The sequence below is a fragment of the Dactylosporangium sp. CA-233914 genome, from assembly GCF_050942935.1.
GTDB lineage: Bacteria > Actinomycetota > Actinomycetes > Mycobacteriales > Micromonosporaceae > Dactylosporangium.
The window spans coordinates 6,929,180-6,942,351 of sequence record NZ_CP192030.1 but is presented as its reverse complement, the minus strand read 5'-3'; the positions used below and the strand labels follow the sequence as shown (position 1 = coordinate 6,942,351).

Below are 13,172 nucleotides of genomic sequence, written 5' to 3'. Positions count from 1 at the left end.
GCGAGGAAGGTGCCGTGATGACCGCGACACTGGACGATGTGACCACGAAGGAAGGTGAGGCCGGAGCCATCAGTGGAGGAGCAGGCTGTAGCGGGGCTGGTCCCTCAGCCGGGTTCCTGCACCGTCAACCTGGATCGATGGCCTCAGCGATTGCCTCCACTGTCACCACCTGCTCAGCTGCCGAACCAATCGCCGGCCCGGCCTGCGCAGGCACAGCCGGCTTCTCCATTACCGCCCCGCCGTTGCGCGCTCAGCTCGGCGCGCGCATCCGGTCGTAGTTCGAGGTGGGCCAGCAGTTCACCGCGTGCGGTCGGAACCAAATGCGAATCGGGGAGCCGGTTGCTAGTCAATGCGTACCACATCGGTCGACAGGTTCAGGCCCGGGCGAAGGCGACGGTCACGCTCAGGCCGCCGTCCGGTGCGGGCGTCGCGGTCAGGGCGGCGTTGTGGGCCGTGGCGATGGCGCGGACGATCGCCAGGCCCAGGCCGTAGCCGTCCGACGTCGTGCGGACCCGCTGCGCGCCCAGGCGCTGGAAGGGCTGGAAGAGGCGGTCGAGATCCTCCGGCGGCACCACCGGGCCGGTGTTGCTCACCGTCAGCGCCGCCCGCCCGTCCGTCACGCCGGTCGAGACCGTCACCGTGCCGCCGGGGACGTTGTGCTTCACGGCGTTGTCGACCAGGTTGGCGATCAGGCTCTCGACGAGATCCTGGTCGCCGCGCAGCGCGGCCGGGTCCAGCCGCGCGGTGATCGACACGTCGGTCCGGGCGGCGCGGGTGTCCAGGACCCGGCGGGCCAGCGGGGCCAGGTCCAGGGCGACCGGGCGCTGCACGCCCTGCTCGCCCACCGCCAGGGTCAGCAGGGAGTCGATCAGCCTCGCCTGGGACTCGCCCAGGGCCAGGACCTCCCGCGCCGCCGTGCGCAGCTCCTGCGCGGACGCGTCCGGGTCGGACAGCGTGACCTGCAGCAGGGCCCGCTGCGCGGTCAGCGGGGTGCGCAGCTCGTGGGAGGCGTTGGCCACGAAGCGGCGCTGGGCCGCGAACGAGGCCTCCAGGCGGCCGAACAGCTCGTCCAGGGTGCCGGCCAGCTCGGCGAACTCGTCGCGGCGGCCCGTCGGGCCCAGGCGGCGGTGCAGGTTCGTGGCCGAGATGTCGCGGGCCGTGTCGATGATCAGGCGCAGCGGGCGCAGGAAACGGCCCGCGATGATCCAGCCCAGCCCGAACGCCACGACGACCATCACGGCCAGCGAGACCGCCGACAGGGAAAGCAGGCTGTGGCTGACGCCGGGCGCGTCCACCCTGACCGGCGGCGGTTGGCGGGGGCCCGCGTCCGGGTCGGCGGGCTGCGACTGGCTCGCACCCAGCAGCGGGATCAGCAGCAGGATGGCGCCGGAGACCAGGAACGGGCCCGCGTACATCAGGGTCAGCTGCCGGCGCAGCGTCCGGCGCGGCCGCGTCATGCCGGCCCCACCCGATAGCCGGCCTCGCGGACCGTGTGGATGACGGGCGGGTCGCCCAGGCGCGCCCGCAGCCGCCGTACCGTCGTCTTCACCGTCGTCGTGAACGGGTCCGCGGCCTCGTCCCACACGCGCTCCAGCAACTCCTCCGCGGACACCGGGCGGCCCTGCGCGGCCATCAGGCACTCCAGCACACCGAACTCCTTCGGGCTCAGGTCCAGGCGGCGGCCGGCGCGGGCGGCGGTGCGCCGGGCCGGGTCGAGGGTCAGGTCGCCGACGCTCAGCACCGGCGGCAGCGCGGTGGACGGCCGGCGGCCCAGGGCGCGGATCCTCGCCACCAGCTCGTCGAAGTCGAACGGCTTGGGCAGGTAGTCGTCCGCGCCCAGGCCGAGACCCTCGACGCGGTCGCGGACGGTGCCCGACGCGGTCAGCATGAGGACCCGGCTGGCCGGGTGGGCGGCGACGATGTGGCGGCAGACGTCGTCGCCGCCGGTGCCGGGCAGGTCGCGGTCGAGGACGACGACGTCGTACCGCGTGACCGCCAGCCGCTGCAGCGCCTCGTCGCCGTCGAGGACGACGTCGACGGCCAGGCCCTCGCGGCGCAGGCCCGTGCCGATGGTCCTCGCCAGGATCTCGAAGTCCTCCACCACCAGCACGCGCATCCGTCCACCTTGCCAGGCCCGCGGTGCCAGCCCGGTGTCAACCCGTGACACCGGGCTGTCACCGTCCGGCGCGTAGAACCGGCGGCATGCATGACGCCACCATCACCGTCGAGGGCCTGCGCAAGCGGTTCGGGCCCAACCTCGCCCTGGACGGCATGACGTTCGCCGTCGAGCCGGGGCACGTCACCGGGTTCGTCGGGCCCAACGGGGCCGGTAAGTCGACCACCATGCGCGTGATCCTCGGGCTGGACGCGGCCGACGCGGGGACCGCGTTGGTGGGCGGCCGGGAGTACCGCCGCCTCGCCCGGCCGCTGTGTCACCTCGGGTCGCTGCTGGACGCCGCGGCGCTGCAGCCCGGCCGCACCGCCCGCAACCATCTGCTGTGGCTCGCGCACTCGCAGGGGCTGCCGTCGCGGCGCGTCGACGAGGTGCTGCAGCTGGCCGGGCTCGGCGGGGTCGGGCGGCGGCGGGCCGGGGGCTACTCCCTCGGCATGCGCCAGCGGCTGGGGATCGCCGCGGCGCTGCTGGGCGACCCGCCCGCGCTGATGCTCGACGAGCCGTTCAACGGCATGGACCCCGAGGGGATCATCTGGATGCGTACATTCCTGCGCGACCTGGCCGCGCAAGGGCGTGCGGTGCTGGTCTCCAGCCACCTCATGAGCGAGCTGCAGGACACCGCCGACCACGTCGTCGTCATCGGACGCGGCCGGGTCCTCGCCGACGAGAACGTCGCGGAGCTGCTCGGCCGCACGCCGAGCGGCCGCCTCGAGGACGCCTACCTGGAGCTGACCCGCGGCGCCGTCGAGTTCCGCGGCGCGACCCCGGGGGAGGGGCGATGAACCTGCTGCGCGCCGAGTGGACGAAGCTGCGCACCATGCCCGGCTGGGTCGCCGGCCTGCTCGCCGGCGGCCTGCTCATCCTCGTGTTCGGGCTCACCCCGAGCCGGTCGGGCTCCTGCGGCCAGCACGGCCCCGGCTCCGAGTGCGTCGCGCTGCGCGGCCCCGGCGGCGAGGAGGTCATGGACAGCTTCACGTTCGTCCACCGTACCCTCACCGGCGACGGCAGCGTCACCGTGCGGGTCGCCGACCTGAGCGGGCAGCTGCCCCGCGACGACGGGCCCGGGATGACGCCGGGGCTGGCGCCGTGGGCGAAGGCCGGGCTCATCGTCAAGGACGGCACGAAGCAGGGCTCGGCCTACGCGGCCGTGATGCTGACCGGCGAGCACGGTGTGCGGATGCAGTACGACTATGTGCACGACGAGGGCCGCGACGCCGGCGCCAAGCTCGCCCCGCAGCCGGTCTGGCTGCGCCTGACCCGCGCCGGCGAGCAGGTCAGGGCCGAGCGGTCCGCCGACGGCACGACCTGGACGACCGCCGGCACCGCGCGGCTGAGCGGGCTGCCCGCGACCGTCACCGCCGGGATGTTCGTGACGTCGCCGCAGTACTCCACGCAGGTCAACGAGTCCGTGGTGCTCTCCGGCATCCAGGGCGGGCCGAGCAGCGCCACCGGCACGTTCGAGGGGCTCGCCACCACGGGGTCGTGGACCGGCGACTGGCAGGGCACGGACATCGGCGCTCGCGAGGGGCCCGCCGAGCCGCAGCCGACCGATGGCACCACCCGGCGGGCGGTCGGGCCGCGGACCGGCTTCGAGCAGACCGCGAACGGCTGGACGGTGACCGGGTCCGGGGACATCGCCCCGGGCGTCTCCGGCGCGTCCGGGACCGGGGTGACGATCAGCCAGGCGCTCGTCGGGACGTTCGTCGGGCTCGTGGCCGTCGTGGTCGTCGGGGCGACGTTCGCCTCCGGGGAGTACCGCCGCGGCATGATCCGCACCACGCTCGCGGCGCAACCGCGCCGTGGGCGTGTGCTGGCCGCGAAGGCCGCCGTCCTCGGCACCGCCGTCTTCGCGGTGGGGCTCGCCGCGGCGGCGGCCGTGGTCACGTTCGGCCAGGACGTGCTGCGCGACGCCGGGGCGTACGTCCACCCGGCCTCCACCCTGACCGAGCTGCGGGTCGCGGCCGGCACCGCGCTGCTCATGGCCGGCTGCGCGGTTCTCGCCGCCGGGCTCGGGTTCCTGCTGCGCCGGGGCGTCGCCGCGGTCACCACGTCGATCGTCGTGGTCGTGCTGCCGTACCTGCTGTCGGTCACCGTCCTGCCGCTGCGGGCCAGCGACTGGCTGCTGCGGGTGACCCCGGCCGCCGCGTTCGCCCTGCAGCAGAGCGAGCCGCGGTACGCCCAGATCGACAACGTGTACTCGCCCGCCGACGGCTACTTCCCGCTCGGGGCGTGGAGCTCTCTGGCCGTCCTCGCCGTGTGGGTCGCGGCCGTGCTCGGCGGTGCGCTGTACGTCCTGCGCCGGAGGGACGCGTGAACGCCGCCTTCAAGCCGGCCCTGCACGCCGAGTGGACGAAGCTGCGCACGTCGCCGGGGACCTGGTGGCTGCTGCTGGGCACGGCGGCGGCGACGATCGGGCTGAGCGCGCTCGCGGCCGGGGCGGTGTCGTGCCGTACCGTCTGCACCGCCGACCTCACCAAGGTCAGCCTCACCGGCGTCCAGCTCGGCCAGGCCGTGGTCGCGGTGCTCGCCGCGCTGGTGGTCGGGCACGAGTACGGCACGGGGATGATGCGTACCACCCTCGCCGCCATCCCGGGCCGCACCCGGCTGCTGGCCGCGAAGGCCGCCGTGCTCGTCGCCGTGTCGCTCGCCGCGGCCGCCGCCGGGGTCGCCGGGGCGCTGCTCGTGGCTCGGCCGCTGCTGCCCGATCACGCGCTGGTGTGGCGGGCGGCGATCGGGTCGGTGCTGTACCTCGTGCTCGTCGGGCTGCTGAGCCTCGGCCTGGCCGCCGCGACCCGCAGCGCGGCGGCCGCGGCCGGGATCGTGCTCGCGCTGCTGTACGCGTGGCCGATCGTCGCCCGGGTCGTCACCGACAGGACGTGGTCACGGCGGCTGGAGCAGATCGGGCCGATGAGCGCCGGGACCGCCGTGCAGGCCACCAGGGACCTGGCCACGCTGCCGATCGCGCCCTGGTCCGGGCTCGGTGTGCTGGCGCTGTGGGCCCTCGGCTCACTGCTGCTGGGCTGGCTCGTGCTGCTGCGGCGCGACGCGTAGGCCCGTTGTCGACGTGCCACGCGACCGGCTTGGGCTCGCCGCCCGCTCGTAGAGGCGGGCGGCGACCGGGCCGCGGTGAACGTTTCACCGTCCCCGCCCTGCTGACCTGGCGTTTCTTTCGTCGTTTCATTGACGGGCGGGAAACTGTCGTACCCCGGGCCTAATGTCCGGGGCATGCGCCGCCCCGTCCTGATCAGCCTCATCGCCGCCGCGTCCGCCGTCGCCGCCACGCTCGCCGGCGTGCTGCCGGCCGCGGCCGCCGAGCCGTATCTCGACCCGAGCCTGCCCGTGCCGCAGCGGGTCGCCGACCTCATGTCGCGGATGACCCTCGACGAGAAGCTCGGGCAGATGACGCAGGCCGAGCGCGGGTCGGCGACGGCCGCCGACGTGACGCAGTATCGGCTCGGCTCGATCCTGTCCGGCGGCGGCTCCGCCCCGTCGCCGAACACCGCGAGCGCCTGGGCCGACATGACCGACAACTTCCAGCGCGGGGCGCTCGCCACACCGCTGAAGATCCCGCTGCTGTATGGCGTGGACGCCGTCCACGGCCACAACAACGTCGTCGGCGCCACGATCTTCCCGCACAACATCGGCCTCGGCGCGACCCGCGACCCGGCGCTGGCCCAGCAGATCGGCCGGATCACCGCCGACGAGGTCCGCGGCTCCGGCTCGCAGTGGACGTTCTCGCCGTGCCTGTGCGTGGCCCGCAACGACCGCTGGGGCCGCACCTACGAGTCGTTCGGCGAGAAGCCCGAGCTGCCGGTGTCGATGGCCACGATCATCGACGGCTACCAGTCCGGCGGGGTCCTGGCGACCGCCAAGCACTACGCCGGCGACGGCGGCACCACCGGCGGCGTCGACCAGGGCGACACCCAGCTGTCCGAGGCCGACCTGCGCGCCATCCACCTGCCCCCGTTCACCGAGGCCGTGCGCCGGCACGTCGCCTCGGTGATGGTGTCGTTCTCCTCGTGGAACGGCCAGAAGCTGCACGGCAACGACTACCTCGTCAACGGCGTGCTCAAGGGCGAGCTCGGCTTCGACGGGTTCGTCGTGTCCGACTGGAACGGCATCGACCAGATCGAGGGCGGCGAGGGCTTCACCGCCTCCGAGGTCCGCCGCGCGGTCAACGCCGGCATCGACATGGTGATGGTCCCGACGGCCTGGAAGTCGTTCATCGACACGCTTCGCGGCGAGGTCCAGGCCGGCCGGGTGCCGATGGCCCGCATCGACGACGCGGTTCGGCGGATCCTGACGAAGAAGTTCGAATACGGGCTGTTCGAGCACCCGTTCGCCGACCGGAACCTGACCGGCACCGTCGGCAGCGCCGCCCACCGCGCCGTGGCCCGCCAGGCCGTGCGCGAGTCGCAGGTGCTGCTGAAGAACTCCGGCGTGCTGCCCCTGGCCCGCAGCGCCAAGGTGTTCGTGGCCGGCAAGAGCGCCGACAACATCGGCCTGCAGTCCGGCGGCTGGACCGTGAGCTGGCAGGGCGCCGCCGGCAACACGACGCCCGGCACCACGATCCTGCAGGGCATCCGCTCCGCGGTCGGCTCCCAGGGCAGCGTGACCTACAACGCGACCGGCGCCGGCATCGACCGCACCTACACTGCGGCGGTCGCCGTCGTCGGCGAGACGCCCTACGCGGAGGGCCAGGGCGACCGCCCCGGCTCGATGGGCCTGGACGCGACCGACCTGCAGGCGCTGAGCACGCTCAAGGCCGCCGGCGTGCCGGTCGTGGTGGTGCTGGTCTCCGGCCGCCCGCTGGACATCGCCGCCCAGCTGCCGGACTGGTCGGCGCTGCTGGCGGCGTGGCTGCCCGGCACCGAGGGCGCGGGCGTCGCGGACGTCCTCTTCGGCGACTACGCCCCGACGGGCAAGCTGCCGGTGACGTGGATGCAGTCGGCGTCCCAGGAGCCGATCAACGACGGCGACGGCAAGCCGTCCCTGTTCGCCTACGGCTTCGGCCTGACCTACGCCACGACGCCCCCGCCGGGCGCGCCCGGCCAGCCCGGCACCCCGGTCGCGTCGGCCGTCACGAGCACGTCGGCGACCCTGACCTGGACGCCCCCGACGACCGGCACGGCCGCCACGTCCTACCGCGTCCACCGCTCCGGCACGCTGCTGGCCACGGTGCCCTCGACGACCTACCAGCTGACCGGTCTGACGCCGGGCACGACGACGTCCTACACGGTGGTGGCCGTGGACGCCAACGGCCAGGCCGGCCCGGCGTCGGCGGCGGTCACGGTCACCACACCGCCGACGACCACGACCCCGCCCCCGCCGGCGGCGTGCGCGGTGACGTATTCGGTGAACGACTGGGGCGGCGGCTTCACCGGCACGGTGACGATCCGCAACACGGGCTCGACGACGCTGACCGGCTGGACGCTGTCGTTCACGTTCCCGGGCACGCAGCGGCTGTCCCAGGGCTGGTCGGCGACCTGGTCGCAGTCCGGCGCCGTGGTCACCGCCAAGGGCGAGGCGTGGAACGGGACCTTGGCGCCGGGGGCGACGCAGTCGGCGGGGTTCAACGCGACGTACACGGGCTCGAACCCTCGCCCCACGGCCTTCACCCTGAACGGAGCCGCCTGCACCGTGTCCTGACCCCGCTGTGTCCTGACCTCGCTCACCACCCCACCCCGGTGAGGCCGGCCGCGCCTACCTTTCGCCGGCGCCCGAGCCCCGGGGACCGTCAGCCGGCGGCCGGCCCGGCGCGCGCGGCCGCATTCCGCGCCGCAGCCGCCCGGCCGCCGGCTGCACGCCCGCGCGGCCCCCGCTCGTCCCCGCCGCGCTGCTCAACCTGTGGCTGATCGCCTTGTGGTGTCGTCGCGCCGCTGAGCTGGTGGCCGCTTGTCTTCGTGTTGCTGGGCCGGTGGCCGGTCGCCCTCGCGGCGGCGCGGTCTCGTAATCGGTCGTGACCGTTCGGCTCCGGGCCACGCGTGGGCCGGTCCGCCGAGCCGTGTGGCGCCGTCCGGCTTTCGGGTGCGGCTCTGCACGATTGGACTGACGCCGGGTGCCGCGTGTGTCCGGGGGTCAGCCTGGGATAACGGGGCCGGTCAGGGCTTGCGCTGCGGGGTGTCGATGCCGGCGGACAGCCAGCGGAAGGTGCCGCTGCGGCCGGGCTGGGTCGAGAAGTCGTGCCACCGCAGGGGGTAGGTGCCGGCCAGGGTGCGCTCCATGTCGGGGTGGTACTTCGGGAAGTTGCCCCAGCGCAGGGTGCCGGAGAGTGTCTGCTCCTCGTGGATGCGAAACTCCATGTCGCGGACCCAGCGGCGGTGGTTCGGCGCGGTCCACAGGCTTGGCTCGTTGGTCAGCAGCAGGGACAGGCCGTTCGTCGGCGGGTCGGCCTCGCGGCAGAGCTTCTCCAGGCGCACGATGTTGTTGACGAAACCGAACCGGGCCTTGTCGGTCACGGCCTGGTGCGGCAGCAGGAACAGCTCGCCGGGCAGGGTTCCGGCGCCCTTCCAGGCGGCGGTGAAGTACTTGAGCTCGATGGCGGTCCGGCCGGCCGGGCCGGCGCAGAGCATGTCGAGGTGCTCGGTCTCGCCCTGAGGGATCTCCAGCCGGATGTCGATCGTGCTGTCGGCCCGGTGCACCTGCCAGGCGAACGCGTGCTGGAAGTCGGCCTCGGAGTGAAACGCCGGGCGGGCCTTGGCGAGCTCCGCCATCACCTCGGACAGGTCGACCGTTCCCGCGATGAGCATCCGGCCATCGTAGGCGTACCGGGCCGGTCACGCCGACGAGGCCTGACTGTTGGCAGTGTGCCAGGAAATTGTTGCCGGGAGGCCGAACGGTGCGGGCATCGGCTATCCGCCGGAACCCTGGTCGTTGTGCGGGCGGATGTTCGTGTCGGTGTGGCTGCGGCCGGCCACGCGGGTGCCCGCGGGAGCGACGGTCGTGCCCGCGACGGACTTGAGCAAAAGCCGCCCTTGAATCATTCCGTTATGGGAATATGATTGGGTCATGGCACGAGCGGCAACCACGACCGACGCGTTCAACGCTGTCGCCGAGCCACGGCGGCGGCAGATCCTGGATCTGCTCGCGCAGGGTGAGCGGCCGGTCAACGATTTCGTGCGCCTGCTCGGGCTCGCGCAGCCGCAGGTGTCCAAGCACCTGCGCGTGCTGCGCGAGGTCGACCTGGTGCGCGTGCGCGACGAGGGGCGGCAGCGGGTCTACCGGCTCAATCCCGGGCCACTCAAGCCCATCTACGACTGGCTTTCGGCCTACGAGCAGCGCTGGAACGAGCGTTTCGGCCTCATGGACGACGTTCTCGAAGATCTCAGAGCGGAGGAGCACGACGATGGTGGCGACAACGAAGGGCACGGCGAAGGTCACCCTGCCCACTGACACGCAGATTCTCATCACCCGGGCCTTCAACGCGCCCAGGCACCTGGTGTGGCGGGCCTACACCACGCCCGAGCTCGTCAAGCGCTGGTGGGCCGGCGAGAAGGGCACCGTCATCAGCGCCGAGATCGACCTGCGCGTGGGCGGGCGGTGGCGCTACGTGATGGCGGCCGAGGGTGGTCACGAGGTGGGCTTCCACGGGGAGTACCGCGAGATCGAGGCCCCGGGCCGGCTGGTCAACACCGAGCTGTTCGAGGGGTTGCCCGACCCCGAGGCGCACGTCGGCGTTGTCACCGTGACGCTCACCGAGCGTGACGGCGTCACGGCGATGGAGATGCTGTGTGATTACGGTGACCGCGAGACCCGCGACGCGGTCGTCGGCTCCGGCATGGAGAGCGGTCTGCAGGGTTCCCTCGACCACCTCGAGGCGGTCGCGGCCGGGTTGGAGTAGACTGACCGTACAGTTGCGCGTTCCGGTTACACTCGGTGCGCATGATGACTCGTAGGTTCGCCGCGATCGCCGCCGGGCTCGTGCTGGCGCTCGGCGGGGTCGCCGCCTGCAGCACCGACAACGTCGACTGCACCACCAACGCCTGCACGGTGACGTTCGACCGCGGCGTCGAGGCCGAGTCGTCGGTGCTCGGTGTCGGCGTGAAGCTCGTCGGCGTCGACAACGGGGTCGTGCGCCTCGAGATCGGCGGGACCACCGTCAGCGTCCCCGTCGACGGCAGCACGCAGGCCGAGGGGTTCGACATCTCCGTGCAGAAGGTCACCGACGCCGAGGTGGTCGTACGGATCCAAACGAGCTGATCCCGGCGGGAGCCGGCGCCGAGGCACCGGCGCCGGCTCCCGTGGTTCAGTACCCCCAGCGGTTCTTCAGGTGCCGCCACCAGTCGCGCAGCATCCACGCGTCGAACTCGGTGATCTGCGCCGCCGAGCCCGCCTTCATGAGGAAGCCGCCGACGCCCGTCGGGGTCCAGTCGTAGAAGTCGTCCAGGCCGAAGCTGTGCCCCATCTCGTGCAGCAGGATGTGGACGTTGTCGGCGTCGAGGGCGCCCACGTAGTACTCGCTGCCGATCCGCTGGCCCCAGTCGCCGCCCGCGCCGCCGCCGAAGCCGGACGTGAGCCACAGCGACATGTCGTAGTGGTGCGCCGCGCCGCCGGGGCAGTTCGGGTAGTTGCCGCTCTGGTTGAAGAACCGCCCGCACGGCTCGCCGCACTGGGGCGCGTTCTCCCGGATGTTGTTGACGTAGATGTCGACCGAGCTGTCCGTCCACTGCAGCTGCGCCCGGTCACGCACGGCCCAGCCGACGACCTTGACCGGCACCTGCGCGTACGGCCAGCCGTTGTGGCCCGCCATCACGTCGATCCACTTCTTGAACTGCCGCTGCAGGGTCGCCTGGATGCGGTCCCGCAGCGCCGCGCTCACCGAGGCACTGGAGTCCCAGCGTACGCAGTAGTTGATACTGCCGCCGCCCGCGAAGATCTGGTCCCAGGCGTAGTTCCGGAAGCCGTACAGGTTGTTGTACGTCTGCTCCTGGTGCGTCCACACCTCGCTCAGCGGCTGGACCAGGTTCGCCGGCGGGTTCCAGCCCGAGGGGTTACCGGGGTTGGACGTGCCGATCGTGCTCGCGTAGGCGCGCACCTCCAGCAGGCCGACCGAGGCCGCCCCGCTCTGCAGGACCACCCGCAGCCGGGCCGTGCTGACCTGGTTGAAGTTCACGGCGTTGTACTTGTTGACCGCCACCGGGTAGCCGCTCGCGCCGGTGACGTCGGCGTAGGCGGAGCCGGTCCAGTACTGCAGCCGCCACGACGCCGGCACCCGCACGCCGCCGTTGTCGTCGAAAAAGTAGACGTCGGCCGAGCGCAGCGTCTGCGCCGAGGGCCAGGTGAGCAGCGCCCACTGCTCGCCCGTGTTGGGCCACGTTCCCCAGCGGCGGTTCACGGTGTCGTTGGACGTGGTCGGGTCGATGCCGTCGTTGAGCGCGGCGACGCTCTCCCAGGAGGAGGTGTACGACGCGGACGCGGTCGCAGCCCGGGCCAGGTTGTCGCTCTGGCCCGGCGCCGCGTGGGCGACGACGGGGGCTCCGACGAGCAGTGCCAGCGTGGCGGCGATCACTGCGGCCGCTCTGCGTAGTCGCATGACGATGATCCTTCCTCGCATGCCGAAAAGGTTTTCGGAACCATTGCAGCGACGCCCGTGGATGTCAACTGCAGGCTGGGCGTCTTGTTCTGTTCGCGCTGGTGGGTTATGAAAGTTGCATGCCGAAAAGTTTTCAGCGGTCTACTGTGGACGCTCTACAGTGGACGGCATATGGGAGCGGTCCCGGGACCGGTTGACGCTGTTGGATTCCGTAGCCTTTCGTTGGTGCCCGTTCGGTGCGGGCGGGCCGGATCGCCCGCTGGATCGACCGAACGGGCAATTCGGGTGACCGGCGCCACGCGCGGCGGCTGCGGGGGCTTATCGTGGCAGCGCTAACATCGGCAGCGGGGGAGGGACATGCGCGCAACCAGCCACAACCGGGCCGCCGTGATGAACGACGTGGCGCGGCTCGCGGGCGTCTCGCATCAGACGGTGTCGCGCGTCCTCAACGACCATCCCAGCGTCAGCCCGGCCACCCGCGAGCGGGTCCTCGAGGCCGTCCGGCAGCTCAACTACCGCCCCAACGCGATGGCGCGGGGCCTGGCCGGGCGCCGCTCCCGGGTCGTGGGCGTCGTCTCGTTCGACACCATCCTCTACGGCCCGGCCTCCACGCTGCTGGGCATCGAGCGTGCCGCCCGCGCCGCCGGCTACGGCGTGAGCATCGTCACCCTGGAGCGCGTCGACCACGCCGGCATGGTCTCCGCCCTGAGCGCCCTGGCCGACCAGTCCGTCGCCGGCGTCGTGGTCATCGCCCCGCAGACCGCGGCGGCCGCGGCCCTGCACAACATGCCGCTGGGTATGGCCGCCGTGGCCGTCGAGGCCGACGCCGGCGGCGAGATCCCGGCGATCGCCGTCGACCAGGTCTCCGGCGCCCGGATGGCCGTGCGCCACCTGCTCGACCTCGGCCACCGCAAGGTCTGGCACCTGTCCGGCCCGCGCGACTGGCTGGAGACCCGCGGCCGCATCGAGGGCTGGCGCGCGACCCTGGAGGAGGCGGGCCTGCCCGCGCCGCCCCTCATGACCGGCGACTGGAGCGCCCGCTCGGGCTACGAGGCCGGCCTGGAGCTCGCGACCCGCGGCGACGTGACGGCGGTCTTCGCCGGCAATGACCAGATGGCGCTGGGCATGATGCGCGCCTTCCACGAGCGCGGGATCCGGGTGCCGGACGACATCTCCATCGTCGGCTTCGACGACATCCCCGAGGCCGAGTTCCTGTCCCCGCCGCTGACCACGATCCGCCAGGACTTCGACGAGGTGGGCCGCCGCTGCATCGCCGCCCTGCTGCGCGTCATCGAGGCCGACCTCCCCGAGGGCCCGAACCGCCCCTCCCCGGACCCGAGCGTGGCTCCGACGCTGGTCCTGCGCCGCAGCACAGCGGCGCCTCACTCCGGAGCGTGACGGCACCTCACGCCGGGTGACCGCTCGAGCGGGGGGATTTGGATGGGCAGGGTAGGGTGTGGTCAAGCA

The 13,172-nt window shown here is 72.7% G+C and carries 12 protein-coding genes; 8 read left to right on the top strand and 4 right to left on the bottom strand.

What is annotated here, in order from left to right:
• Positions 1-374 precede the first annotated feature (374 nt).
• Both ACQPY0_RS31095 and ACQPY0_RS31090 read right to left on the bottom strand, forming a co-directional pair.
• On the bottom strand, positions 375-1,457 hold the full coding sequence (locus ACQPY0_RS31095; protein ID WP_432968250.1) for a sensor histidine kinase: 1,083 nt from the start codon (positions 1,455-1,457) through the stop codon (positions 375-377).
• A complete protein-coding gene (locus ACQPY0_RS31090) occupies positions 1,454-2,116 on the bottom strand; it encodes a response regulator transcription factor (RefSeq protein WP_432968247.1) in 663 nt (220 codons plus the stop codon). The genes ACQPY0_RS31095 and ACQPY0_RS31090 overlap by 4 nt, the downstream gene beginning before the upstream one ends.
• Positions 2,117-2,202: 86 nt before the next feature.
• Between ACQPY0_RS31090 and ACQPY0_RS31085 the strand changes: the two genes are divergently transcribed.
• The 4 genes from ACQPY0_RS31085 to ACQPY0_RS31070 all read left to right on the top strand — a co-directional run bounded on the left by ACQPY0_RS31085 (position 2,203) and on the right by ACQPY0_RS31070 (position 7,822).
• Positions 2,203-2,955 (top strand): ABC transporter ATP-binding protein, encoded by a 753-nt coding sequence (locus ACQPY0_RS31085; protein ID WP_432968244.1) that lies wholly within the window; start codon positions 2,203-2,205, stop codon positions 2,953-2,955.
• On the top strand, positions 2,952-4,487 hold the full coding sequence (locus ACQPY0_RS31080; protein WP_432968241.1) for an ABC transporter permease subunit: 1,536 nt from the start codon (positions 2,952-2,954) through the stop codon (positions 4,485-4,487). The genes ACQPY0_RS31085 and ACQPY0_RS31080 overlap by 4 nt, the downstream gene beginning before the upstream one ends.
• Positions 4,484-5,224, top strand: coding sequence for an ABC transporter permease (locus tag ACQPY0_RS31075; protein ID WP_432968238.1), 741 nt, complete (start codon positions 4,484-4,486; stop codon positions 5,222-5,224). Before ACQPY0_RS31080 ends, ACQPY0_RS31075 begins: the two co-directional genes overlap by 4 nt.
• 174 nt (positions 5,225-5,398) lie before the next feature.
• Positions 5,399-7,822: a glycoside hydrolase family 3 N-terminal domain-containing protein gene (locus tag ACQPY0_RS31070; protein ID WP_432968235.1), complete on the top strand. Its 2,424-nt coding sequence runs from the start codon at positions 5,399-5,401 to the stop codon at positions 7,820-7,822.
• 452 nt (positions 7,823-8,274) lie between these two features.
• On the opposite strand, the gene ACQPY0_RS31065 is transcribed toward ACQPY0_RS31070, so the two are convergent.
• Positions 8,275-8,922, bottom strand: coding sequence for a hypothetical protein (locus ACQPY0_RS31065; protein ID WP_432968232.1), 648 nt, complete (start codon positions 8,920-8,922; stop codon positions 8,275-8,277).
• Between the two features lie 259 nt (positions 8,923-9,181).
• Here ACQPY0_RS31065 and ACQPY0_RS31060 point away from each other — a divergent pair, with 259 nt between their 5' ends.
• Genes ACQPY0_RS31060 through ACQPY0_RS31050 form a run of 3 tightly spaced genes read left to right on the top strand, consistent with a single transcriptional unit; the run spans position 9,182 to position 10,372 of the window.
• Positions 9,182-9,565, top strand: a complete 384-nt coding sequence (locus ACQPY0_RS31060; protein ID WP_432968229.1) for an ArsR/SmtB family transcription factor — start codon at positions 9,182-9,184, stop codon at positions 9,563-9,565.
• Positions 9,519-10,013: an SRPBCC family protein gene (locus tag ACQPY0_RS31055; protein WP_432968226.1), complete on the top strand. Its 495-nt coding sequence runs from the start codon at positions 9,519-9,521 to the stop codon at positions 10,011-10,013. The genes ACQPY0_RS31060 and ACQPY0_RS31055 overlap by 47 nt, the downstream gene beginning before the upstream one ends.
• A 41-nt stretch (positions 10,014-10,054) precedes the next feature.
• Positions 10,055-10,372 (top strand): hypothetical protein, encoded by a 318-nt coding sequence (locus tag ACQPY0_RS31050; protein ID WP_432968223.1) that lies wholly within the window; start codon positions 10,055-10,057, stop codon positions 10,370-10,372.
• Between the two features lie 46 nt (positions 10,373-10,418).
• Here the strand turns inward: ACQPY0_RS31050 and ACQPY0_RS31045 are convergent, their stop codons facing one another.
• Positions 10,419-11,705 carry a cellulose-binding protein gene (locus tag ACQPY0_RS31045; protein WP_432968220.1) on the bottom strand — a complete coding sequence of 429 codons (1,287 nt, stop codon included), beginning with the start codon at positions 11,703-11,705 and terminating at the stop codon, positions 10,419-10,421.
• Between the two features lie 357 nt (positions 11,706-12,062).
• Between ACQPY0_RS31045 and ACQPY0_RS31040 the strand changes: the two genes are divergently transcribed.
• Positions 12,063-13,103, top strand: a complete 1,041-nt coding sequence (locus ACQPY0_RS31040; protein ID WP_432968217.1) for a LacI family DNA-binding transcriptional regulator — start codon at positions 12,063-12,065, stop codon at positions 13,101-13,103.
• Positions 13,104-13,172 lie beyond the last annotated feature (69 nt).